We start from the raw sequence: 22,745 nt of genomic DNA, 5'->3' as shown, positions 1-22,745 counted from the left end.
TCAGTGTCTATGAATGGAGATTTCTCCTAGGATTAAATACTTTTCTTCCTAGGTTTGTGGTCTTTTCTTTTTAAGTATAACAATAAATACTATAGGATGTAAAGGCTGTTGCAATAAGAAATACTAATAAACTAAAATAGGAAAGGAAACTGATATGGCTAAGTACAAATTGCAGGAAATGGGGGATATGCGCTATGAAGGCAAGCGCAGAGTTTATCCCAAGATGGTGACCAACCGTACACTATCCCGAAAAGAGTTCGTCAAGATGATGCAGAACTACCATCGCGGTATTTCGGAAAGTACCACGGAGGCTGTATTGACCGATGTGGTTGATATGCTGACAGACATGCTCTCCATGGGGTACAACGTGAATCTGGAAGGTTTCGGCACCTTCTCCCTCTCCCTCGCTTTCGAGGATGAGAAGCCTAGGGAAATTCTTAATCCAGATGATAAGATGACGTACCGCAAGGTGGGCGTGAAGGACATCAACTTCAAGGCGTCCCCTGAGTTTATCAAGGATGTGAAGCGTGAAACCGACCGTGACCTGGAGCGTGATATGGGTGGCGTAAAGGTTATCCGTAAGCAGCTCTATTCCAGGGAAGAGCGCATCGCCCGAGCCCTGGAGGTGATAGAAAAGAACGGAGTCCTCACCCTAGGTGATTATGCCTCCATCAACAACCTGAGCCGTACTGCCGCCTCTATGGAACTGAAGGAGCTGACAAATGACAAAACTTCGCCGATAGATTCACTAGGCCGCGGCAGCCATAAGGTTTGGGTGAAGAGGAAAGAATAAATGCAACGATAGTATTAAAATAGATGTTTAATTTAAAGTCCAAATAATTATGGAGCAGATTACTATAGATTTTAAGAACGCTTTTGATTGTTCCAAGAAGGAAAAGTCGAAGGTTTGTCGCTCTGGCTATGTACGTTTGGTTCGTTTTATGGATGATAAGAAGCATACTAGACCACAAGTGTATGAGGGCGATTTGTTGGAGGCTATTATGGATGTAAAGAGGGGGAATGTCAAGAACTTCGATACATTGGAGGATATGATGAACTATTTGGAAGCTTAGACATGAGTATAAAATGCCTGGTTAAGAAGTAAATCATTGAACTTTTGCATGTGGTTCAAGCACGGGCTGAAGGCCCAAAAGCTCCTAGCCCAGGGCAACACCCTGGGTATTAAGGCGTTGTCCTCCTGCGCCCTGTAAGGGCAAAAGCCTTGAATATATGCTGCTTTATAACCAATTTTATTGGGATTTGCAAGAAACTATTTCTCTTTTAAATCATTTGCCGACTTTTCGAAATCAGCTTTGATTTCATCTAATAGTGGATTTCTGTTTTCTACAATGATAGAAGAGTAGAATCCTTGACCTTCAATGGTTGTGTTAGCAGACTGGATGGTATACTTTTGTGGGTCTGCATATTCCTTGAACCATCTTATAAACAAACGATTTCTAACTTCTTCACGGTTGTCACTTGTGTCGCAAATATATAGTAAGACATTCAAGTTTTGAAGGAAGAACTCCTCAATGATGGCAATAATCGTTGTGCTTATTTTATTATCGTATGAGCCATGGATTTTATTGTCATTGTGTATGCAAAATTGATAGCTCATACAACCGCCAAGAGGAAACTCTTCCGTAAAAGAAATGGTATAGTTAATCCCCTTGTCTGTTGCAAACAGATAATCACCCTTATCTGAGCAGATAACTCGATAAGGTGATTTGCTGTTAATGTGATGTAGAGACAATTCTTTCATGCGTTTGCAAATTTAGCATAAATGTCAATGCCATCATATTGTTTTGCTCTTTCGAGCATCTCCTCTTTATGTTTTAGGAGTTGTTTAAACTTTCTGATGGTTTCCTCCTTTGTATTGTTCTTTGTTGCTTGCATAATAGCCTCCTTTTTAATGTTATTGTTATTTATTTGGTGGCAAAGATAAGAAAAGTAAATGAGATATGCAAGAAAAAAGACCCAAAATTTTGTGAACCCAATTCTTTTTCGTACTTTTGCAGTTGTCTTGCTGTGGATGGCTGGCGATGAGTCGCTGGCTAGGTAAAAATCCATGGCTTGGCCTATTTTAAATTGAAGACGTTTGCTTGACGTTTCTTCTGACCTGTAGAAACCTGGAAAATTTCAAATCATGTTCAGAATGAGACTGCGGTGGGCGTCTACCCACTGTGTATATACACATGGCATAGGTGTGCCCCTTCGACTGAGGGGGTACGCTCTGTGCTATCATATATATACCTGTTTGGCGTAGGCTTCTGTTGCTTCTTATCTTTGACATGAAAGGCTTTTCCAGGGCCGCTACAGGCAAGGATGGGGCTAAAGGTAATCAGATTCCTACGCCATCATTTTATAATAGCAATCCAGTTTCTAATAATCTTCTCTACTTAGGGAGTCGGTGGAGCACGGAAAAGGGGAGGAAGGTATACCGTTATGGCGAAGAAAATGGATTTGGGTGCTTTGCGCCAACAGATATTAGAACTTCAGATAGATAAGGAGTTAAAGCATGATTTGTTGGAGGTTATCAATGAGAAGAAGCATTATGGACTTGTGTGGGAAGATAGCTCAGAAGTGGCTTGGGACGACATGCAAGACCAACTTCCTGTTTTTGTTGAAGACGAAAGTAAGCGTTTGGATTCTGCGCCAGAAGGTTCGCCTAATCATGTGTTGATAGAAGGTGATAACCTCAATGCTCTTGCTGCTCTTACTTATGCTTATGCAGGGAAGATTGATGTAATTTATATCGATCCTCCTTACAATACTGGTAATAAGGACTTTATCTACAACGACACTTTTGTAGATAAAGAAGATGGCTATCGCCATTCTAAATGGACATCGTTTATGAATAGACGATTGAAAATTGCAAAGCAGTTGCTTTCTGAAAAGGGAGTAATATTCATTTCTATTGATGAACATGAAGTTGCACCTTTACGTTTGCTAGGTGATAAGATCTTTTCCGAAAAAAACTTTGTTGGTCAATGGAATTGGTTTAAGTCTTCAACTCCGCCAGCTCTTTCAAAGAAAATCAAGAGAACAATAGAATATGTTCTTTGTTGGAAAACAACAGCAAATGATTATACTTTCCAAGGTACTCGTAAAGTAAGTAAAAGTAATGATCCTTTTACCAAGCCGCAGAATACTTTTAAAATACTGACTTTTCCTGCAGATAGCATTACTTGTGCTAAAAAAGATGGAGTTTTGAGAGCAGGTGTTTATGGGACGAGTAAGTTCCCTAATGAGTTGTTGGATGATTTGGTCATAGAAAATGGCAAGAATGTTAATGAAGTAAGGTTTAAGAATAGGTTTATTTGGTTGCAAGATACTTTGGACAAAAACATAGATGAAGGTTTATATATAGAACTTTCAGCTAAGGGTGTGCTTTCTTATAAGCGTTCTAATTATTCCCCCGAGGTTCCTCCAAACTTTATAGATTCTAATGTAGGGGTTGATACAACAGAAAACGCTGGAAGACAGCTCCAAGAAATCTTTGGAGAAACGGTCTTTGATTATCCCAAACCAGTTTCTTTAATTAAGTACCTTATAAATTTCACGCCATCAAAGGACTCCACCATCCTCGACTTCTTCGCTGGCTCAGGCACTACTCTCCATGCAACGATGCAATTGAACTCAGAAGACGGCGGTCATCGCAAATGTATCTTAGTGACCAACAACGAGAATAACATCTGCGAAAAAGTAACCTACGAGCGAAACAAACGAGTCATTAATGGTTATACGAACCAGAAGGGTGAAGAAGTCCCTGGCTTGACTCGCAATAATCTTCGTTATTATAAAACAGAGTTTGTGCCTCGTGACCAAAGCAGCAGTAAGAGTCGTCGAGCCTTGATGGCTTCTCTTGTTGACCTTCTCTGCATCAAGAACAATATCTATCAAGAGCAAGAAACATTTGGAGGCAAGAAATTTAAGAAGAACGTATTGCGCTATTTTAAGGATGAGGCTGGACAGATGCTTGTTGTCCTCGACGAGCGTGTAGTCAGTATTATCATTCCGATGATAGCTGAGGTTGCGACTAGGCAGAATCCTTTGAAGGTTTATGTTTATAGTGATGGCGCATACGCATATGAGGACGAATTCCATAAAGTCATGCCTGTTATAGAACTGTGTGCCATGCCAGATGCTTTCTTGCAAGCTTTAGAAGGTGGAACGGATATTCTGCCAAAGCAAAAGTATAGTGAGGCTATGATGAAAGAGTTTCAGCAAAACGAGGCACTCGCCATGCAAAACGAGGAGGTTGTGAAAGAAGCTCTCAGCGATGACTATGATTATGTGTTGAAGGAGAAAGAAGATAATGTTACTAATGACATAATAGACTAAGGAGGTAACGAAAATGATAGAACTACGAGATTACCAGAAAAAGGCGGTGCGTGAACTGAAACAGAAGATGATTGACATGCTCAATGATTCTGAAGACCGCCAAAAGTTGATATTCAAGGCTCCTACAGGAGCAGGAAAAACGGTGATGGTGAGTACCTTGCTGGATGAGCTGACTCGTGACCTACCTATGAATGGGCAGTGCCGATATTCTCGTGTAGCATGGGTTTGGATTGCTCCTAACAAGTTGCATCAGCAGAGTTATCGCTCCATGCGCAATTTCTTTAGTGAACGAAGGTCGTTGCGTCCTGTTATGTTTGATGAGTGTGATCATGTGGATGGTCTGCATCCTGGCGATGTGCTCTTTTTAAACTGGGAGAGCATCAATAAGGATAATGCCGTCATGATTCGTGACAATGAGCAGAACCGCACGCTCTACGAACTGATACGGAAGACCAAGATAGAGCAGCATCTGCCAGTGGTGGTTATCATAGACGAGGAACACATGTTTGCCGGACGTAATGCCAAGAAAAGCGAGATGGTATTGCAAGCTATCCAGCCACACATAGAACTTCGTGTATCAGCAACACCAGTCACCCAAAGCTATCATGCGGTTCTTGTGAAACGTCAAGATGTAATCAATGAAGAAATGATTAAGAAGGGCATAGAACTGAATCCGAATGTAAAGAGCAGTAAGGAACAGTCGGAGCTTACGGTGAACCAGCGTCTCTTGAAGAAGGCTCTCGAAAAGCGAAAGGAACTGGCTGAGGCTTACAAGGAATATGGCATCAATCCGTTATTGCTCATTCAGTTGCCTAATGATAGCAGCGAATCTATGTCGTCGAAGGACAAGACTATCGCCGAGGAGATGCAAGCCTACTTAGAACAGGTTTGCGACATCAGCGTGGCAAATGGCAGGTTGGCTGTATGGCTATCAAAAGATAAATCGCCCAATCTACAGAATATCACTCATCCTGATGATATTACCGAGGTCTTGCTGTTCAAGCAGGCCATAGCCTTGGGCTGGGATTGTCCTCGTGCCTCTGTCCTTCTGATATTCAGAGAATTGCAGAGCATGACTTTTACCACTCAGACCGTGGGACGAATACTCCGAATGCCAGAGCAGCATTTTTATAAGAACGACATTCTGAACTACGGTTATGTTTATACCGACCTTTCGGCAGACATGATTAATATTGTGGGAGATGACATGAACTATATCAGCACCCTCTACGCCAATCGCAAGAAAGACTTGCCGAACATCACGCTCCGTTCTTATTATACGGATAAGCATGGGGCAACAAGAAACCGCTTGGGCTCCCAGTTCCGCAGCATCTTCTATAAGACCATGGAACGGGAATGGGAACAAAACCCGTTGTTGCTCTTCTCTGCAGAAGATTTCTTTGAGGATGATGGTGAGACAGAGGATGCTGACGAGATGAAAAAAAAGGAGGCAGACATGGATGCCAAAATCAAGTTGAATCGCTACAATGCCAAGCGACATGGCGTGCAGACCGATGTATCAAGAATCTTGGTGGCAATCCCGAAGGACACCCCATTGACGGGTGACTCGGGTATCGTGGAGATAACAGACAAGGCAAGGTTGGCTCTGAACGCATCAGAATTGCAGAATCTCTTTACGCTGTTCTGCCGTAAGAATGTTGGTGGGTTCTCCAAATTTGACAGTACGCCAGTCTTGCAAGGAGCCATCGAGAGTGCCTTGGAGGAATACCTGCAAGTCTTTTCGATGGATGTGCCTAAGGTGGTGCTCTATCATCAGAACCGTCCGCGCTTCGAGGAACTGATACGCAAGGCGTTGGTTACCTACGAGGCTACGCTGAAGAGAAATAGCAAGGAGATGACGATGGAATATCAGCAGTCTGTATGGCAAGTGCCGGAGACTCGTCTCTATAATGCGGCAATGGTGAGAACCACGGAAGGCGAAATCTTCAACCATGCCTTGTATCCTTATTTTGAGCAGATTACGGCATCGAGACCCGAGCAAGAGTTTGCGCGTTGGTTGGATGACAAGATGGAATATGTGGAGTGGTGGTACAAGAATGGAGACGAGGGAAAGCAGCATTTCGCCGTGCCTTATACGGATTCGGGAAGTAGAAAACGTTGTTTCTATGTGGATTTCATCGTCAGATTGAAGTCGGGTACCATCTGCCTCTTCGACACCAAAACCAAGGGCAGCGATGCGGATGCGCCAGAAAAGAACAATGCCCTCTTGGATTACATCTCCAGCTATCAAGCTACAGACAAGAAGATTGTGGGTGGCGTGCTCATCAAAGACGAGGGTACGAGCAACTGGTATTATCCTGGAGGCGTTATCGAGAACACAGACAATATAGATGGGTGGTCGGCATTGCATCTGGAAACCCTATAATATAATAAGGTAATCATATATAATAAGGTATGAAGAAAAGCTTGGACAGAACATTCCTGAACTATGGAATCAGGCAGGAAGACATGCAACTCATAGAGAGTGCATGCCAATCTGAAGGTATAGATGCGGAATGGCTCAAGGATTATATCCTCAAGCCTTTCCATGAAGAGCGTAATAACCAAAATGAGTCAAGTCTTGAGGAAAAGAAGGTGACGAAAATACTCAAGAAGGCTCTCAAAGAAATTAAGAAGTAATGAAACTGAAGCGTATCTACATAGAAAATTATAAGACCTACAGAAGGTTGGACTTAAACTTAGAGGTAACGAGCGACCGTCCCATCATCTTGATAGGTGGTGCCAACGGTTGTGGTAAAACTACGCTCTTCGATGCCATCTATTCTGCACTCTATGGATTGAAGATATCCAACAAGCGCCAGTTTGAGGAAATCTTCAATTCGGGGGTAAAGAACGAGAGCGGTATAGAAGGCAAGACCATCATGTTGGAGATTACTTTCTCTGGGATGGTTTTGGGGCAAGAAACGCCTTATCGGTTGTGTCGTGCCTATCGGTTTGTGGATGGCAAGATACAGGAGAGCAACGTGCTCAATATGAATGGTAACAGTTATCCTTACGGTTCTGGTTCCACAGCTATCCAACGCAGCACCAATGAAGCGATAGTCAACAAGATTATTTCTGCCAATCTGCCTGCTGAATTGAGCAACTATTTCCTCTTTGATGCTATGAAGACTTCTGATCTCGTGAAGGAAGAACAAATCAACAAGCTCATCATGAAGAACATCAATTCGGTGATGGGTTTCAATAAATACACTCAGTTGCAAAATGCAGCCTCGGCTTATCTTGATGAGAAGAAGGCGGAACGCTTGGAGAACGAAAACCTGCGTGCCGAATACTTGAAACTGACCAAACAGAAGGTGGAGCTGGAAAGGGATGTGGCAAGTCTTAACGATGCCTACAACGAAGCTTTGAACTATGCTAATGATCATAAGCAGCAGTATGAGCAACTGAAGGAGGGACGGAACTCGGATGATGTGATTCGTGACAAGATGCGCCAGATAGAGGAGAGCATCAACTGTTACTATCAGAAGGAGAAGGAATACAGACAGGATGCCGAGGCTATCTCGAAGGACTTGGAACTGAGAGTCTTCCTGCCGAAAGTAGCCAACATCATCAGTACGGAAGTGGAACTCATTCTGAACGAGAAGGAGCAGGTGGCTTCGGCAAGGGGAAACATCTTGAACGACCAACAGATAGAAAAGGTGACGCAAGAAGTGGTGGAACTATTGAAAGCAAAGTATCCACAACTTGCCGAGGTGTCTATCTCGGAGATTATAGCTGAAATCAAAAAGGCACAAGATGCGAGCGAAGACTACAACGACAAGTTTAGCTATCTGAGCGACAAGGATGTCAGCGTGCTGAAGAATCTCGTGCAGCAATCCTATTCAAATCCTTATATAGCCCTGGATGAGCGACGTGAGAATTTGGATCTTGAACTGGTGGACATGCCAAAGAAAAAAGAGCAACTCGAAGAGTATAAGCGAGCCTTGACAGGAAGCGACTATAGCATCATCGAACTCTATGAGGCCAACGACCGAAGAATAGAGGAAATAAAAGCCAAGATAGCAGAGAAGAAAGCAAGCATCAAGGAACTGGAGAAGAAAATCTCCACTTACGATTATGATATGCCGCAAGTGCCAGATCCACAGTATGACATGCTTTGCAAGTTGCCTGGTTTCTTCAAGACCCTGTCGAGAAAATTGCTGCAAGCCAAGAAGGCGAGCATTGAACGCATGATGAAGGAGCAGTTGAACATCAACTTGGTGATTTATGCTGGCTATATCGGTAGGGTAGAATTGTCAGCCGATGATTCTGAGGAAACATCCTTCAAGATATTCCACAAGAATGGCAACGAGATTTATCTGAGCCAGTTGAATGCCGGTGCCAAGCAGACGGTGATGCAAGTTCTCTTGAAAGTGCTGTATGAGTTGGGTGACTACGACCCGCCTGTGATGATAGACACCGTGATGGGGGTACTCGACAAGGAGAGCCGAGAGGTAATCATCAATCGATACTTCCCAGACCTGGCTCATCAAACTATTTTGCTCAGTACGGATACGGAGATCACTACCGAGACGGATTTCAAGAAAATCGTGGCATACGTGGCAAGGACCTATACCTTGCATAGAGACCAGGAACAACAGTGTACCACGGTAAGTGAGGATTACTTTGGATTACAAATTTACGATTTCTAGAAGAAATGAATGTACAAGATATAAAACTTGAGGGAATGAGAATTCTGGAGGGAACTCATGATTTGCTTGAAGAAGTGAAATATGCTATCGAGCAGAAACTAAACCTTTCGGATTACTCAGATATGGTTCGCCCTGTAGTACTGAACTTTACTACGGTTATGCGAATCTGCCTCCTCGTTGGATTGAGCGATAAGACGCCAAGGAGCAAGGCAAAGGTAGAGGAACTTCAAACCTCAGCTGGTATGCAGCCATTGGGTGGTTCGTTCTTTACCAAGTCGAACATAAAGGAAGTTTTCGTGGCTCTTATTAAAATGCGTTATTGCGACATTGATGCCGACTGGCAGAACTCAACGTTTCTGAGCAAGGTGCTCTTTAGTGAGATGATGAGAGGCAAGAACATCTTGATGGAAGAAGGTGGCATAGATGAGTGGTTGCACTACAGTCCGTTGCGAGGTGGCAAGTCGTTGATGGATATTCCTGAGCTGAATCTCTATGTCGGACAATACGAGAATGGCATGGATGCTGCCCTCGATATTAATAGTACAGCCATCGCCAATACGCAGATATTGGTGGCAGGAACTACTGGTTCAGGAAAGTCAAATTTGCTGGCTGTCCTCATCAACCAAATCAGAATGGCATCGGCTGATACCTACTATCCTGTCAACTTTCTCTTGTTCGATTACAAGGGGGAGTTCTCTGATCCAGCCCATGCCGATTGGCTGTCGAAGTTTGAGACCGATTCCTCTGCCATCTTGAATCCGATGGAGAAACCTTTGCCGTTTACTCCGTTCAAGGACTTTACTGGCAGACCTGTCAATGAAATCCACCTGTATTCCACGACCTTGGCAAATGCCATCTGTGCTATATCTTCCGCTAAGATTGGTGCTTTGATGGATAACAGACTGAGCGAAGCTATCATCAAAGCCTACAAGGCGAAGAACCAGAAACCAATCACCTTTCAGGAAGTTTTTGATCATTATACGATGTTGATGCCCGAGAAGAAACAGGGTGATATGGATAGTGTAAAATCAGTCTTAAACCAGTTGATTCTGAATAATATTTTTGCAGAGGAAGACAAGGTAGATTTGGTGAAAGGTTGTTATATTATCAATTTAGGAAAGTTTGACAAGGAAGGTATCATGGCAAAGGCTATCGTATATTTCGTGACATCTAAGTTGAACAATATCTATGAGCAACTGCCTCCACAGGCAAAGAATGAGGACAGGGTGGAACTACGCCATTTCACCATCATTGATGAGGCTCACTATATGCTTGGTTTCGAAAACAAGCCTTTACAGAACTTGATAGCTGTGGGTAGAAACAAGGGTATGAGCATCATCCTTGCTACACAGAATATGGATTCGTTTAAGAAAGCCTCTTTTGATTTCTATGCCAATGCCCAATATCCTCTCATTATGAAGCAACAGCAACAGAATGATGGAGTGTTGAAAGATTTGTTTGGTGTGAGTGGTATGGCTCTGCAGGAGCTGAAGCAAGCTATTGCTGGTTTGCAGAAGGGTGAACTGATAACCAAGGATACTCAGGCTATGACCCTCGGCATCGGCAAACATTGGAAGAAAATTAAGGTTACTCATCTTATTTGATAATGGATAAAGATATAGACTATTATCTGGGTGCTTTTGAAAAGATGAAAAGGGCGCTTATGCGGGGCGTAAAAGCTCCGCATAAGCCTCTTTTGCTCTTGGCTATTTTAAATCTTTGCCAGCGAGGTATCATAAAAGATAATCATATCGTTCTTTCAAGTGTAAAGTCTTTGCGTGATGTTTTTGCTTATGCAGAAATAGACCAGGAATTATATGATTTAATGGTTGATAGAGAATCTGCTGTAATACTGGAGTGTAAGCTTCAGAAACTCGTATAAACTAATCCCGAAGTATTTATGAATGCTTGCTAGGAGTAAAAATATTATACGAAGCTTTTGCCCTTGCAGGGCGCATTGTTGACTGCGAGTGTACCCAGGGCGCTGCCCTGGGCTAGGAGCTTTTGGGCCTTCAGCCCGTTCTTGAGCCACCTGTAAATGTTCTATTTTGTGCTAGACCTTTCAAGTATTGTGCGCATAGCCCGATAGCGAGGATCTTTTTTGATGTCTCGCTTGGGGCTAATATCATATTTGCGCTCTGTTTCGTCTGCCATTTCTTGGAAACGACGAGCCGCCTCACCATAGAGTGTTGGTATTGCTTTTATTGGATAAGCCATAATCCTTCTGCCTTTAATTCTTCTATAAATTCTTCAAAATCTGTAGCCTTGCCTGTCCTTTCGTATTCCGCTTCAATGGCTTCAATCCTAGCCACGGCTTCTTCTTCATTAGCCGGATGCCAGCCAATAGGATATCTTTTCTCCTTCATAAGCTTGCGTATTTTATCTGCTGCAAATTTACGATTATTATCTGAATCATGCAAGAAAAAAGGGAGAAAAGTTTTTAAAGTATCTTATAATCAAGGTTTTTGCTCTTTATTGGGCTTGGGATGGTTCTGAAAAAAAAGTCACAATATCCGGCAGATGGTGCTGAGTATTGTGACTTAACTTTTTTATTATACAAATAATAATCATTACTAAATAATCACTACTAAATAATCATTAAATATTAGTGGTGCTTCAAATCGCAGGCAGCTTGCTCGTAATCGATGAGATGATCGATGGTAGGGTGGTCGCCGCAGATTTCGCAGGATGCACGCTTCTTTACCTTGATGGTGCGGAAGTTCATCGTCTTGGCATCGAAGGTGAGCAATCGGTCGGTGAGCAGTTCGCCCACACCGAGGAAGTACTTCAACGCCTCGGCAGCCTGGATGGTTCCGAGCATACCAGCGATGGCACCAAGGACTCCTGCCTGGCTACTGGTAGGAACAACGCCTGCTGGAGGTGGCTCCTTGAAGAAACAACGGTAACAAGCCGTGCCTGGCAGATGGGTGAAGGTCTGCCCCTGGAATCTCAGGATGCCGCCATGCGAGAATGCCTTGCCCAGTCGCACACAGGCATCATTGATGAGGAACTTCACCGGGAAGTTGTCGGTGCAATCAATGACGAAATCCCATGGCTTGATGATTTCCTCGGCATTGTCTGAGGCGAGGAAGGTATGGTAGGTTGTTACCTCCACATCAGGATTGATGGCAATCATCTTCTCCTTGGCGCTTTCCACCTTAGGGGTGTTCAAGTCCTTGGTCTGGTGAATGACTTGTCGTTGCAGGTTGCTGAGGTCAACCACATCGGCATCCACGATACCGATATGTCCCACGCCAGCCGCAGCGAGGTAGAGGGCAACTGGGGAACCCAATCCTCCAGCACCAATGATGAGCACCTTGGCATTGAGGAGCTTTTCCTGTCCCTCGAGGCCTACATCCTGAAGGAGGATGTGGCGGCTGTATCTTTCTATCTGTTCTTCTGTTAAATCTATCATTTTATTGTACTTTATGTCTTTTTTTCTTTAGTAAAAAAAATATTTTGTATAGCAGTTTATGCTCATACAGCAGTATAGAAAAAGGTCGCAAACAATTAACAGCTTGCGACCTTTGATATTCTTTATAAGAACCCGAATTATAATCCCGAATCTGGAAGTATAATTCTCTCATTCTCAAATTCTTGATTTACTCGATAACTACGAGTGCATCCTCTTCGAGCACAGCCTGACCAGGCTTAACGCAGATAGCGGTTACCTTACCATCCTTCTCAGCCTCGATGTTGTTCTGCATCTTCATAGCCTCGAGAACGACAACAGTATCACCTGCCTTCACCTCCTGACCAACAGCTACCTCGATGCTGGTGATAGTACCAGGGAGAGGAGCCTTTACAGCATTGGCTGTATTTACGTTGGCAGCTGGAGTAGCCTCAGCATCATCAGATGCAGCAGCTGGCTGACCAAGCACAACCTTCTTCTTCTCTGGCTCAGCCTCCTGTTCCATCTCAACCTTGTAAGCTTCGCCATTCACGTTCACGCTTGCGATGTTACCCTCAACAGCGTCAATCTGAACCTTGTATTCTTTTCCGTCAATTGTATATTTAAACTCTTTCATTTCTATTACATTATGGTTTAGCTGTTAAACTCAAGAACTTGGCGTTCCACATCGTCTGACGTGGCTTGATAGTGATGATGCCAGGCTCCTTGTCGTGTACGTTATTGCCCTGATACTCATAGAGTGCCATGGCAATTGCAGCATAAATATTCTTATCCATTTATTCTAATGTTTAATTATATCATTACATTGGCATACAGCCATGCTTCTTAGCTGGCAAGCTCTGACGCTTGGTTGCGAGCTGAGCCAAACCACGGCAGATGCGGAAACGGGTGTTACGTGGCTCGATGACATCATCGATGTAACCATACTGAGCTGCCTGATATGGATTAGCAAACTTGTCAGTATACTCCTGCTCCTTCTCTGCCAGGAATGCCTTTACATCCTCGCCAGCTTCCTTCTTAGCCTTAGCTTCCTTACCACAGAGAACGGCAACGGCACCGCTGGCACCCATTACGGCAATCTCTGAAGATGGCCAAGCGAAGTTCAAATCGGCACGCAACTGCTTGCAACCCATCACGATATGGCTACCACCATAGCTCTTACGCAATGTGATAGTAATCTTTGGCACGGTAGCCTCGCCGTAAGCGTAGAGCAGCTGTGCACCGTGGAGGATGACAGCGTTGTACTCCTGACCTGTACCTGGCAAGAATCCTGGTACGTCTACGAGAGATACGATAGGAATATTGAAGGCATCGCAGAAACGGACGAAGCGGGCTGCCTTGCGGCTAGCGTTTACATCGAGTACACCTGCATAAGCTGCTGGCTGGTTGGCTACGATACCAACGCTCTGACCATTGAAACGGGCGAAACCTGTGATGATGTTCTTGGCGAACTTAGGCTGAACCTCGAAGAACTCTCCGTTATCGGTTACAGCACCAATCACCTTATACATATCGTATGCCTGGTTAGGATCGTCTGGGATAATCTCGTTCAGAGTATCGTCCATGCGGTCGATAGGGTCTGTGCACTCTACGCGTGGAGCCTCTTCTGTATTGTTGCTAGGGATGTAAGAGAGCAGGCTCTTGATCATCTCGATAGCCTCTTCCTCAGTCTTAGCAGCGAAGTGGGTTACACCACTCTTGGTTGCGTGAACAGATGCACCACCGAGGTGCTCTGCATCGATATCCTCACCAGTTACGGTCTTGACAACCTTAGGACCAGTCAGGAACATGTAAGAAGTCTGCTCCTTCATGATGATGAAGTCGGTCAAACCTGGAGAGTAAACGGCACCACCGGCGCAAGGGCCCATGATAGCAGAAATCTGTGGGATGACACCAGAAGCGAGGATGTTGCGCTCGAAAATCTCACCATAACCAGCGAGGGCGCAGATACCTTCCTGAATACGAGCACCACCTGAGTCGTTCATGCAGATAACAGGTGCACCCATAGTCATAGCCATATCCATTACCTTGCAGATCTTCTGTGCCATAGTCTCAGAGAGTGAACCACCATTTACGGTGAAGTCCTGAGCATATACGTAAACCAGACGGCCGGCTATAGTAGCGCTACCAGCTACAACACCATCACCGAGGTACTGCTTCTTCTCCATGCCAAAGTTAGTGCAACGATGCAACTTGAACATATCATACTCCTCGAAACTGCCGGCATCTACCAACATTTCGATACGCTCACGAGCGGTATATTTGCCACGTGCATGCTGCTTCTCGATGGCCTTCTCGCCACCGCCAAGACGAGCCTGTTCGCGCTTAGCGATCAGCTCCTTAATCTTTTCTACTTGTTTGCTCATAATTGATTATTATGTATTATTTCTTTATTCTTTATAGAATGGTTTCCTGAATCCATGGGATGAGCGGACGAACCGTCATCGCATAATTCGGGCGCAAAGATACGAAAAAAACCGCAGATAGCGAACTATCTACGGTTAAATATTTAGAATAATGTGAAAAATCACTATTATTTGGTCCTAAAATTCCAAAAGAATGCGGGCATTGAGCTGTCTGCCGGTAAGATAATTAGGTACGGCGTATTGCTGGCTGGTTACATCAGTCACCCAGTAATAGCTGTTTACGTTGTCTATGCCGAAGAGGTTGAGGCAATCTACCCCCAGCATCACATTCTTCAGGAAGGTCTTCTTCTCACGGCGGCTGTTGTCGAGCAACTGATAGCTCATACCGATATCTGCACGGCGATAGGCAGTGGCACGGAAACTGTTGGTCTCCAGTTCTCTGTGGGGTGCTGCAAAAGGAAGACCATCGGCAAAGGCGAGTTTCAAAGACATGCGCCACTTCTTGCTGCCCGGGAAATAATCGGTGAAGAAGAGGTTTACCGCATAACGCTGGTCGGTAGGCAAAGGGATGTTCTTGCCTCCCAGTTTCATCTTTGTATCCATGAGCGAAAGACTGAGCCAGGAATCGGTACCCGGAACAAATTCTCCGTAGAGTTTGAAGTCGAGTCCTGCTGCATGACCGCTGCATTCGTTCTGTCCGTAATAAACTACCTTCACGTTACTAACCGAATAAGGAACCAGATTGCTCAAAGCTTTGTAATAGGCTTCGGCAGAGAATTTATAGCGTTGGTCTCCTAGCTTGAACCTATAGTCGTAGCCGGCGATGAAGTGGATGCTTCGCTGGCTCTTGATTTTCTTGTTCAGCGATGCGATGGTTATGCCGTTCACCGTAGATGTATCTCTCAATTCCTTGAAGAATGGAGCCTGATAATACAGACCTGCCGCAAAACGGAGAGTTGTATTTTCGTGGTTGGCTGGTATGATGGCGAGCGACAGACGAGGACTCACGATGGTTTCTCTGTTGAAATTCCAATGACTCATTCTGATACCATAGTTTAGGGTGTAATGTGTCTGTCCGTTCCCGGTACTGTCGGCTGTTCCTCCCGAAAAACGGTAGGTGTCCTGGATGTAAGCTTCCATTCGGTTGGCATTCAGTTCGTTGCGAGCCTTCAGTGAATAAATCATATAGAGGTCTTTGCCATTGTGAGGAATACTGTATCCTGCGGAATCGCGCATCTCATATTCTACTGAATTCTCCTCGATATGTTCACGCTTCAGACTTACTGCGGCCTCCATCTGATGTTTCTTCACCTTGTGCTTGAGCATCAGTTTGGCACTCATCACGCGAGCCGTAAGATAGTTTCGGGCATGTTCGAAATAGGTACCTACACCCAGGTTTTCTGAAGTCTCGGTTTCGTCGAGCCAGTATTGTCCCTGAATGTCATATTTCTCCTGTTCCTTGGTGTAGAAAGCGCTGCCCAGAAGCGAGAGACTGGTGTTGGCGGTAAACTGGCGGGTAATGCCGAGTGTACCGAAGTAGGTGAGGAAGCGGTCTTTTTCCTGACCGTCAAAATATACTCTGAAGCTCTTTACGTTTTCCATTGTTCCGAACTTCGTTTCTCGGTCTTCCGGTTCGAAGTTGTAGTGATTATCAGAGATGTAGCCTATGAAGTCAAGCTTCCAGCGTTTGTTGGGCTGGTAACTCAGATAGGTCTGATAGTCCAGATAGTTTGGCTTGTATTCGCCTTTGGTTTCCATCGAACCGAGCAGGTAAGAGGTGGTTTTGTAGCGCACGCTGTTGAGCCATGAAAGTTTCTGGGTTCCCAGACCGATGTATGCGTCAGCACCCAGCAGACTGGCAGCCAGGCTGCCTTCAACCACTGGTTTCTTGCTTTTTGCTTTCAGGGTTTTGTAGGTGATGTCGAGAGCCGAACTCATCTTGTCTCCGTATTTGGCAGCATATCCTCCGGTTGAGAAACCGATTTTATCTACCATATAAGGGTTGATGACGGAGAGGCCTTCCTGCTGTCCGCTGCGAACCAAAAATGGGCGGAATACTTCTACGTTGTTGATGTATACGGAGTTCTCATCGAAGGCACCGCCACGTACATTATATTGCGAAGAGAGTTCGTTGTGGGTACTCACGCCAGCCTGTTGCTGAACCAGACTTTCCACCCCATTTCCGTTGGCAGATGGCGTCATCTTCATGTCCTTAGTCTTCAGCTCCTGTGTCTGGTCCGACTGTATTTTTTCTCCCTTGATATTCACCTCATCGAGGGTGGTGGATGCTTCGCGAAGTACCACCTGCAGGGTTTGTTTTCCTCGCGGTCTTCTCAGCACTTTTGTTTTTGTCTTGAAGCCGATATATGAGAATTTGACTACCACGCTGTCTGCAGAATGCAGTTTGAGGCTATAGTCTCCCTTGAGCGAAGTAACGGCAGTCTTTCCCTGGCTAGCCACCGAAACGATGGCAAACTCCAGTGGCTGGTTGTTCTCGTCTACCACTTTGCCGTGAAGGGTAAACTCCTGCGCCATCATCTTTATGGTTGCGATGAGGCATATTGTGAGTATCAATAATCTATTTTTCATACTTTTATTAACGAGAAAAACTGAAAAATATTGTAGATGGTTGCAAGTTTTGATGAATGTCACTGGTTGTAATGCATTTGCGTCAGCCCGATTTGGCAGTCATGACGAGACCATATCTACATCAACCTTTATGATTGATGCTGCAAAGATACATTCTTTTCTGTTTCATAGCTATGCGATTTGTGACAATTGTGTGGATTCGGGAAATAAAGTTGGCAAAAATTATATTTTTATGCCTTATCTTGAAATTCGAAGAAATATTTCCGAAGAATAGAAAATTATCTCCGAAGGATAAAATGATATCTCCGAAAGAGAATTTTCTCCTGATTATATATCCCGGCACAGATTGCTGCAGATGATTTTCTGTTGCATGCAGAACAGAATTTTGGATGTGATTTTTGGGAGGTGAAGGTGAAGGGTGTATTTTTACTCTTTATATTATATTCTTTTTTTTTTAGGGTTTTGATGATCAGAGAGTTACGGGTGAAGGGTGGTAAAGGCACTTCTTTGCTTTCTTTAAACACTTTTTTGCATTTGGGCATTCTAAGGAGAGTTTGGTTGGGAAAGGAGAAATATGAACTTGCTTAGGAAAAGAGAAAGGAGATTATAAAAAAGCCCGATAAAAGTGCACTTTTATCGGGCTGGAATTGTTATGATTATTTACTTGTTAAATGCATAGAACAAACCATCATTCATAGCCATGCGGACCTGGTATAAACCATTGGCATCTGCTGGGACGTTGATCTTCTCGCCACTTGGCAAGCAAGCCTGGATGCTGCCATCCTCGTTGAAGCTGAAAAGCTCACGGATATCGCCATCCTTGCTGTATGACCAACTCTTGTGCTTCTTGTCGAACACAAAGTATGATTTCTCACCATCTGGGTCGGTAATCTCGTAGCCATTCTTCAATGTCTTGATGGCATACATGCGACCATCCTTACCCATTACGTCCTTAGTAGTTCCTACCTGGCCAATCACCTTGTTGCCTGTCCAGAACTCGATAGAGTTGAGAACGAGAAGGTCTGCAAATGAACATACTGCGTAAGCTGGAGAGATAAGCACGAAGATAATCTCGTTTACAAACTTGTTGTCTGTTGCTCTCTTATTCCAGTCAAGTACGGAATTTGTCAGACCAAATGAGCCGATGCAAGAACTGAATGTCAAGGCGCCCAACAGGACTGCGATGACAGGTTTAGTTAAATTTTTCTTCATAGTCATAAATTAATTTATATGTTGAGTATCTTTTACTTCGCAGACTCAAACTCGCGCAAGAAACGAGTATCGTTCTCAGAGAAGAGACGAAGGTCGCTCACGCGATATTTCAAGTTGGTGATACGCTCAACACCCATACCGAAGGCATAACCCGTATAGACATTGCTGTCGATACCGCAAGCCTCAAGATCATGAGGGTCAACCATACCGCAACCTAAAATCTCAACCCATCCGGTATGCTTGCAGAAGTTGCAACCCTTACCGCCACAGATGTTGCAGGAGATATCCATCTCGGCACTAGGCTCTGTGAATGGGAAGTAGCTAGGACGGAGACGAATCTTGGTATCTGCACCAAACATCTCACGGGCAAAGGTAAGGAGCACCTGCTTGAGGTCGGTGAAACTTACGTTTTTATCTACATAGAGACCTTCTACCTGATGGAAGAAACAGTGAGCGCGGGCGCTGATAGCTTCGTTACGGTAAACGCGGCCTGGGCAGAGCACACGGATAGGTGGCTCATGGGTTTCCATATAGTGAGCCTCGTCGCCTGAAGTATGGCTGCGGAGGAGCACATTCTTGGTAACATCGTCAGAGTTGGTCTTCTCTATAAAGAAGGTGTCCTGCATATCGCGGGCTGGGTGGTCGGCAGCAAAATTGAGCATCGTAAATACGTGCTTGTCGTCATCTACCTCAGGACCCTGGAAAAGGGTAAAGCCCATGCGAGCGAAAATGTCGATAATCTGATTCTTCACTACGGTGAGTGGATGGCGGGTACCGAGTGCTACAGGGTAGGCGGTACGGGTCAAGTCGATATCATCGCTTGATGCCTCGGCTTCTTCCATCTGCTCCTTCAGTCCGTTGATCTTCTCAAGGGCTGCGTTCTTCAGTTCGTTGATTTTTACTCCAACCTCTTTTTTCTGGTCGGCTGGCACTGTGCGGAAGTCGGCCATAAGGGCGTTAATCTCGCCCTTTTTGCTCAGATACTTGATTCGAAGCTGCTCTACTTCTTCTGCGTTTTGGGCAGTCAAAGTGCTCACTTCTTTCAAGAGTTCGTCTATTTTTTCTAATAACATATCTATATTTTTATCTTTTTTGACTGCAAAGATAACATTTTTTGCTTAAAAGATGAAATAATTCAAAAGAAAGTTGTACTTTTGCATGGAAAATTTGAGAAATTTAATAGGTTTATGAAAAAACTCTGTTTATTAACGGTGTTAATGGCGGTGCTTACCATCGTTTGTTTCACGTCTGTGGGATGTACAGACAAGAAGCCTGCGCCTGCCATTGATTCGGCTTCATCCGACTCGGTGATTGCCGACACCCAAGCGATGGACTCTACAGAACAGCTGATAGAGGAGACTCCGATGCCAAAGGCGGCTGACGAGCTTTTTGATGATTTTGTGTTTAATTTTGCAGCTAACAGAAAGTTGCAGAAAAGTCGTATTGTCTTCCCGCTGCCGGTATATCACGGTAAGAAACTGACCAAGAAGATAGAAAAAAAACATTGGAAGATGGAGCATTTCTTCATGCGCCAGGATTATTACACGCTGATTTTTGATAATCAGAAACAGATGAAACTGATGAAGGATACTACTATCGATCATGTAGTAATAGAAAAGGTGTTCTATAGTAGAAAGACAGTTCAGCAGTTTGTGTTTAATCGCATCAATGGTCAGTGGATGATGACTAGCATCTGCTACGTGCCTATGTATCAGAATAATAATGCCAGTTTCCTGAAGTTTTACGGACATTTTGCTACTGATACCGCTTTCCAGGCTCGCCACATCCATAATCCGGTGAAGTTTACCGGTCCTGATCCTGATGATGATTTCAGTACGATGACAGGCGATATAGAACCGGAAACATGGCCTGCCTTTGCGCCTCAACTGCCTCACGGCATGATTTACAATGTAATCTATGGTCAGAAATATACCGAGAGCAACCAGAAAATCTTCGTGATTCGTGGTATCGCCAATGGTATGGAAACCTCTCTTACTTTCAAAAAAAATGGAGGAAAATGGGAACTGATCAAACTGAATATGTAGCTTTTTAGTTAGTAGTAATAGTTTAACCAGATATGAAGGATATTCGTAACTATGGCCTTTTGGCTCACAATACATTCGGGATTGATGCTAAATGCAGCAGATTTCTGGAGTATGAATCGGTAGAGGAAGCCCGACAGATAGTGGGCTTGCTGACAGAGGCAGATCAGCCACTGCTCATTTTGGGCGGTGGTAGCAATCTCTTGCTGACCGGTGATTATGCTGGTACAGTGCTCCATTCGGCTATTATGGGTATTGAGGTTCTTGACAACAAGACTTTGGCAGCTGCAGAGGGGGATGATGCTTTGTGCAATCTGGATTGGGTATTCATTTCCTGTGGTAGTGGTGAGGTGTTTGATGATGTGGTAGCTTATGCCGTAGAGCATGGCTATCATGGAGCTGAAAATCTGAGTATTATTCCGGGTGAAGTAGGTGCCAGTGCGGTTCAGAATATTGGTGCCTATGGTGTGGAAGCCAAGGATATTATATATAAGGTGGAAGCGGTTGAGATAGCTACGGGCAGGGTAGTGGTGTTTGATAATGCTGACTGCGAGTATAGTTACCGTCAGAGTAAATTTAAGCATGAGTGGAAGGATAAGTATCTGGTGACGCATGTGATTTACCGTTTGCAGAAAACCTTCCGTCCGGATCTGGATTATGGTAATATCCGTTCTGCGCTCGAGGCTAAGTGTATTGCTGAGCCTACAGCCCAGCAACTTCGTGATGCCATCATAGAAATTAGAGAGGCAAAATTGCCTGATCCTAAGGTGTTGGGTAATGCAGGCAGTTTCTTTATGAATCCTATTGTAGAGAAGGCTAAGTACGAAGAACTGGCTGCTCTTTATCCGGGTATGCCTCATTATACAATCGATGATTCTCATGAAAAGATTCCGGCTGGTTGGATGATTGATCAGTGTGGCTGGAAGGGAAAGAGTCTGGGACGGGCCGGTGTGCATGATAAGCAGGCACTGGTGCTAGTGAATCGTGGCGGCGCTACGGGCGAGGAAATCGTAAAACTCTGTAAGACCATCCAGGAGGATGTGAAGCAGAAGTTTGGCATAGAGATTCATCCGGAAGTGAATGTTAAGTGAAGAATTCGGTTGTTTTCAGAAAAATATTTGATAATTAATGAAGGTAACTTTGTTAGGTACAGGCACATCGGGCGGTGTTCCTTCGTTGGGATGTAACTGTGAAGTGTGCCGAAGTACGGATCCGCATGATAAAAGATTGCGCAGTGCAGCAATGATAGAAACGGAGAATACCCGTATTCTGATAGATGCCGGACCTGATATCCGACAGCAGTTGTTGCGTGTGCCTTTCAGAAAGATAGATGGCGTCCTGATTACGCATATCCATTACGACCATGTTGGTGGTATTGATGATTTGCGCCCTTTCTGTATCTTTGGTGATATTAATATCTATGGCGATGAAATCGTTACTGCGGGGCTGCCTCATACGATGCCTTACTGCTTTCCGAAGAATGCAGAAAAACTCTATCCGGGAGCTCCTAAACTCAAATTGCATACCATTCATCCGCATGAGCATTATCAGATAGGTGACATTGAGTTTCTTCCTATCCGTGTGATGCACGATAAGATGCCTATTCTCGGCTATCGGTTTGATAAGTTTGCCTATATTACTGATATGAAATCTATGGGTGATGAAGAATATGCTTATTTGGAAGGTGTGGAAACACTCGTAATTAACGCACTCAGATTTGAGAAAACACATCACAGTCATCAGCTTGTATCTGATGCTATTGAGGTGTCGCGCAGGATAGGAGCAAAACATACTTATTTTATTCATGTGACTCACCAGATAGGTTTTCACGATGAGGCGAATAAAAGGCTGTCCGAAGGCTTTGAATTTGGCTTCGATGGAATGGAGGTATATGTAGGAAATAGATGAATTTTTATTGAAAAAGGTTTAAAAATAGGTTGGTAAAAGTTAATTAAACTGAACTGCTAAGTCTTTTGCTAAGAAAAATTTGCGAGTATCATAGATTATTTCTATATTTGCATGTGTGTTTTTCATAGTATTAGATTTAAGGTTAACAAGGTATTGGGGTCGCAGCGGCGACCCTTTTTTGTTTTTATCCCCTTTTGGATGACTGAAAAATACCTTT

The 22,745-nt window shown here is 44.2% G+C and carries 22 protein-coding genes; 11 read left to right on the top strand and 11 right to left on the bottom strand.

From position 1 onward, the window contains the following. Positions 1-154: 154 nt before the first annotated feature. The gene (locus KUA48_RS13390; RefSeq protein WP_218431768.1) at positions 155-793 is read left to right on the top strand and encodes an HU family DNA-binding protein; all 639 of its coding nucleotides are present in this window, start codon (positions 155-157) and stop codon (positions 791-793) included. Between the two features lie 49 nt (positions 794-842). Further along, the gene (locus tag KUA48_RS13385) at positions 843-1,073 is read left to right on the top strand and encodes a hypothetical protein (protein ID WP_006846900.1); all 231 of its coding nucleotides are present in this window, start codon (positions 843-845) and stop codon (positions 1,071-1,073) included. A gap of 197 nt (positions 1,074-1,270) precedes the next feature. On the opposite strand, the gene KUA48_RS13380 is transcribed toward KUA48_RS13385, so the two are convergent. After that, positions 1,271-1,762, bottom strand: a complete 492-nt coding sequence (locus KUA48_RS13380; RefSeq protein WP_144150639.1) for a DUF6169 family protein — start codon at positions 1,760-1,762, stop codon at positions 1,271-1,273. Then, positions 1,759-1,896 carry a hypothetical protein gene (locus KUA48_RS13375; RefSeq protein ID WP_158577319.1) on the bottom strand — a complete coding sequence of 46 codons (138 nt, stop codon included), beginning with the start codon at positions 1,894-1,896 and terminating at the stop codon, positions 1,759-1,761. Before KUA48_RS13375 ends, KUA48_RS13380 begins: the two co-directional genes overlap by 4 nt. Positions 1,897-2,445: 549 nt before the next feature. On the opposite strand from KUA48_RS13375, the gene KUA48_RS13370 reads away from it, so the two are divergent. Genes KUA48_RS13370 through KUA48_RS13345 form a run of 6 tightly spaced genes read left to right on the top strand, consistent with a single transcriptional unit; the run spans position 2,446 to position 10,881 of the window. Continuing rightward, positions 2,446-4,344, top strand: a complete 1,899-nt coding sequence (locus KUA48_RS13370; protein ID WP_218431770.1) for a site-specific DNA-methyltransferase — start codon at positions 2,446-2,448, stop codon at positions 4,342-4,344. 13 nt (positions 4,345-4,357) lie between these two features. Beyond that, positions 4,358-6,730 (top strand): DEAD/DEAH box helicase, encoded by a 2,373-nt coding sequence (locus KUA48_RS13365; protein ID WP_218431771.1) that lies wholly within the window; start codon positions 4,358-4,360, stop codon positions 6,728-6,730. 29 nt (positions 6,731-6,759) lie between these two features. After that, complete coding sequence (locus tag KUA48_RS13360) at positions 6,760-6,984, top strand: hypothetical protein (RefSeq protein WP_119249270.1); 225 nt, start codon at positions 6,760-6,762, stop codon at positions 6,982-6,984. Next, positions 6,984-8,999 (top strand): AAA family ATPase, encoded by a 2,016-nt coding sequence (locus KUA48_RS13355; RefSeq protein WP_218431772.1) that lies wholly within the window; start codon positions 6,984-6,986, stop codon positions 8,997-8,999. The genes KUA48_RS13360 and KUA48_RS13355 overlap by 1 nt, the downstream gene beginning before the upstream one ends. A gap of 5 nt (positions 9,000-9,004) precedes the next feature. Beyond that, entirely contained in the window at positions 9,005-10,603 is a 1,599-nt protein-coding gene (locus KUA48_RS13350; RefSeq protein WP_256624400.1) for an ATP-binding protein, read from the top strand. 2 nt (positions 10,604-10,605) lie between these two features. Beyond that, a complete protein-coding gene (locus tag KUA48_RS13345; protein WP_218431774.1) occupies positions 10,606-10,881 on the top strand; it encodes a hypothetical protein in 276 nt (91 codons plus the stop codon). Positions 10,882-11,042: 161 nt separating this feature from the next. Here the strand turns inward: KUA48_RS13345 and KUA48_RS13340 are convergent, their stop codons facing one another. The 9 genes from KUA48_RS13340 to pheS form a co-directional block, all read right to left on the bottom strand. Further along, complete coding sequence (locus KUA48_RS13340; RefSeq protein WP_218431776.1) at positions 11,043-11,216, bottom strand: hypothetical protein; 174 nt, start codon at positions 11,214-11,216, stop codon at positions 11,043-11,045. Then, positions 11,201-11,365 (bottom strand): hypothetical protein, encoded by a 165-nt coding sequence (locus KUA48_RS13335; protein WP_182429538.1) that lies wholly within the window; start codon positions 11,363-11,365, stop codon positions 11,201-11,203. Before KUA48_RS13335 ends, KUA48_RS13340 begins: the two co-directional genes overlap by 16 nt. A 239-nt stretch (positions 11,366-11,604) precedes the next feature. Next, complete coding sequence (locus KUA48_RS13330; protein ID WP_218431778.1) at positions 11,605-12,414, bottom strand: HesA/MoeB/ThiF family protein; 810 nt, start codon at positions 12,412-12,414, stop codon at positions 11,605-11,607. A gap of 187 nt (positions 12,415-12,601) precedes the next feature. Beyond that, positions 12,602-13,027, bottom strand: a complete 426-nt coding sequence (locus KUA48_RS13325) for a biotin/lipoyl-containing protein (RefSeq protein ID WP_022120280.1) — start codon at positions 13,025-13,027, stop codon at positions 12,602-12,604. Between the two features lie 10 nt (positions 13,028-13,037). After that, on the bottom strand, positions 13,038-13,187 hold the full coding sequence (locus KUA48_RS13320; RefSeq protein ID WP_176425588.1) for a hypothetical protein: 150 nt from the start codon (positions 13,185-13,187) through the stop codon (positions 13,038-13,040). 24 nt (positions 13,188-13,211) lie between these two features. Beyond that, positions 13,212-14,777, bottom strand: a complete 1,566-nt coding sequence (locus KUA48_RS13315) for an acyl-CoA carboxylase subunit beta (protein WP_117726979.1) — start codon at positions 14,775-14,777, stop codon at positions 13,212-13,214. Between the two features lie 177 nt (positions 14,778-14,954). Next, positions 14,955-17,366 (bottom strand): TonB-dependent receptor, encoded by a 2,412-nt coding sequence (locus KUA48_RS13310; RefSeq protein ID WP_218431779.1) that lies wholly within the window; start codon positions 17,364-17,366, stop codon positions 14,955-14,957. A gap of 660 nt (positions 17,367-18,026) precedes the next feature. Continuing rightward, the gene (locus KUA48_RS13305; protein WP_371833717.1) at positions 18,027-18,578 is read right to left on the bottom strand and encodes a DUF3332 domain-containing protein; all 552 of its coding nucleotides are present in this window, start codon (positions 18,576-18,578) and stop codon (positions 18,027-18,029) included. 32 nt (positions 18,579-18,610) lie between these two features. Beyond that, a complete protein-coding gene (gene pheS, locus KUA48_RS13300; RefSeq protein ID WP_118079092.1) occupies positions 18,611-19,651 on the bottom strand; it encodes a phenylalanine--tRNA ligase subunit alpha in 1,041 nt (346 codons plus the stop codon). 114 nt (positions 19,652-19,765) lie between these two features. Here pheS and KUA48_RS13295 point away from each other — a divergent pair, with 114 nt between their 5' ends. Genes KUA48_RS13295 through KUA48_RS13285 form a run of 3 tightly spaced genes read left to right on the top strand, consistent with a single transcriptional unit; the run spans position 19,766 to position 22,528 of the window. Continuing rightward, the gene (locus KUA48_RS13295; protein WP_118151888.1) at positions 19,766-20,623 is read left to right on the top strand and encodes a DUF4348 domain-containing protein; all 858 of its coding nucleotides are present in this window, start codon (positions 19,766-19,768) and stop codon (positions 20,621-20,623) included. A gap of 32 nt (positions 20,624-20,655) precedes the next feature. Next, complete coding sequence (murB, locus tag KUA48_RS13290; RefSeq protein WP_218431782.1) at positions 20,656-21,711, top strand: UDP-N-acetylmuramate dehydrogenase; 1,056 nt, start codon at positions 20,656-20,658, stop codon at positions 21,709-21,711. Positions 21,712-21,748: 37 nt separating this feature from the next. Next, positions 21,749-22,528, top strand: a complete 780-nt coding sequence (locus KUA48_RS13285; RefSeq protein WP_218431784.1) for an MBL fold metallo-hydrolase — start codon at positions 21,749-21,751, stop codon at positions 22,526-22,528. Positions 22,529-22,745: the final 217 nt, after the last annotated feature.

It is taken from the genome of Segatella copri, from assembly GCF_019249795.2.
In the GTDB taxonomy this organism is placed as follows: domain Bacteria; phylum Bacteroidota; class Bacteroidia; order Bacteroidales; family Bacteroidaceae; genus Prevotella; species Prevotella copri_B.
Note: the sequence above shows the minus strand (reverse complement) of the source record. Positions and strands in the feature narration are given on the sequence as shown.

Excerpts from the sequence above, each read along its gene's own strand:
- KUA48_RS13390 (WP_218431768.1), top strand. The coding sequence starts at position 155 with ATGGCTAAGTACAAATTGCAGGAAATGGGGGATATGCGCTATGAAGGC.
- KUA48_RS13385 (WP_006846900.1), top strand. The coding sequence starts at position 843 with ATGGAGCAGATTACTATAGATTTTAAGAACGCTTTTGATTGTTCCAAG.
- KUA48_RS13380 (WP_144150639.1), bottom strand. The coding sequence starts at position 1,762 with ATGAAAGAATTGTCTCTACATCACATTAACAGCAAATCACCTTATCGA.
- KUA48_RS13375 (WP_158577319.1), bottom strand. The coding sequence starts at position 1,896 with ATGCAAGCAACAAAGAACAATACAAAGGAGGAAACCATCAGAAAGTTT.
- KUA48_RS13370 (WP_218431770.1), top strand. The coding sequence starts at position 2,446 with ATGGCGAAGAAAATGGATTTGGGTGCTTTGCGCCAACAGATATTAGAA.
- KUA48_RS13365 (WP_218431771.1), top strand. The coding sequence starts at position 4,358 with ATGATAGAACTACGAGATTACCAGAAAAAGGCGGTGCGTGAACTGAAA.
- KUA48_RS13360 (WP_119249270.1), top strand. The coding sequence starts at position 6,760 with ATGAAGAAAAGCTTGGACAGAACATTCCTGAACTATGGAATCAGGCAG.
- KUA48_RS13355 (WP_218431772.1), top strand. The coding sequence starts at position 6,984 with ATGAAACTGAAGCGTATCTACATAGAAAATTATAAGACCTACAGAAGG.
- KUA48_RS13350 (WP_256624400.1), top strand. The coding sequence starts at position 9,005 with ATGAATGTACAAGATATAAAACTTGAGGGAATGAGAATTCTGGAGGGA.
- KUA48_RS13345 (WP_218431774.1), top strand. The coding sequence starts at position 10,606 with ATGGATAAAGATATAGACTATTATCTGGGTGCTTTTGAAAAGATGAAA.
- KUA48_RS13340 (WP_218431776.1), bottom strand. The coding sequence starts at position 11,216 with ATGGCTTATCCAATAAAAGCAATACCAACACTCTATGGTGAGGCGGCT.
- KUA48_RS13335 (WP_182429538.1), bottom strand. The coding sequence starts at position 11,365 with ATGAAGGAGAAAAGATATCCTATTGGCTGGCATCCGGCTAATGAAGAA.
- KUA48_RS13330 (WP_218431778.1), bottom strand. The coding sequence starts at position 12,414 with ATGATAGATTTAACAGAAGAACAGATAGAAAGATACAGCCGCCACATC.
- KUA48_RS13325 (WP_022120280.1), bottom strand. The coding sequence starts at position 13,027 with ATGAAAGAGTTTAAATATACAATTGACGGAAAAGAATACAAGGTTCAG.
- KUA48_RS13320 (WP_176425588.1), bottom strand. The coding sequence starts at position 13,187 with ATGGATAAGAATATTTATGCTGCAATTGCCATGGCACTCTATGAGTAT.
- KUA48_RS13315 (WP_117726979.1), bottom strand. The coding sequence starts at position 14,777 with ATGAGCAAACAAGTAGAAAAGATTAAGGAGCTGATCGCTAAGCGCGAA.
- KUA48_RS13310 (WP_218431779.1), bottom strand. The coding sequence starts at position 17,366 with ATGAAAAATAGATTATTGATACTCACAATATGCCTCATCGCAACCATA.
- KUA48_RS13305 (WP_371833717.1), bottom strand. The coding sequence starts at position 18,578 with ATGAAGAAAAATTTAACTAAACCTGTCATCGCAGTCCTGTTGGGCGCC.
- pheS (WP_118079092.1), bottom strand. The coding sequence starts at position 19,651 with ATGTTATTAGAAAAAATAGACGAACTCTTGAAAGAAGTGAGCACTTTG.
- KUA48_RS13295 (WP_118151888.1), top strand. The coding sequence starts at position 19,766 with ATGAAAAAACTCTGTTTATTAACGGTGTTAATGGCGGTGCTTACCATC.
- murB (WP_218431782.1), top strand. The coding sequence starts at position 20,656 with ATGAAGGATATTCGTAACTATGGCCTTTTGGCTCACAATACATTCGGG.
- KUA48_RS13285 (WP_218431784.1), top strand. The coding sequence starts at position 21,749 with ATGAAGGTAACTTTGTTAGGTACAGGCACATCGGGCGGTGTTCCTTCG.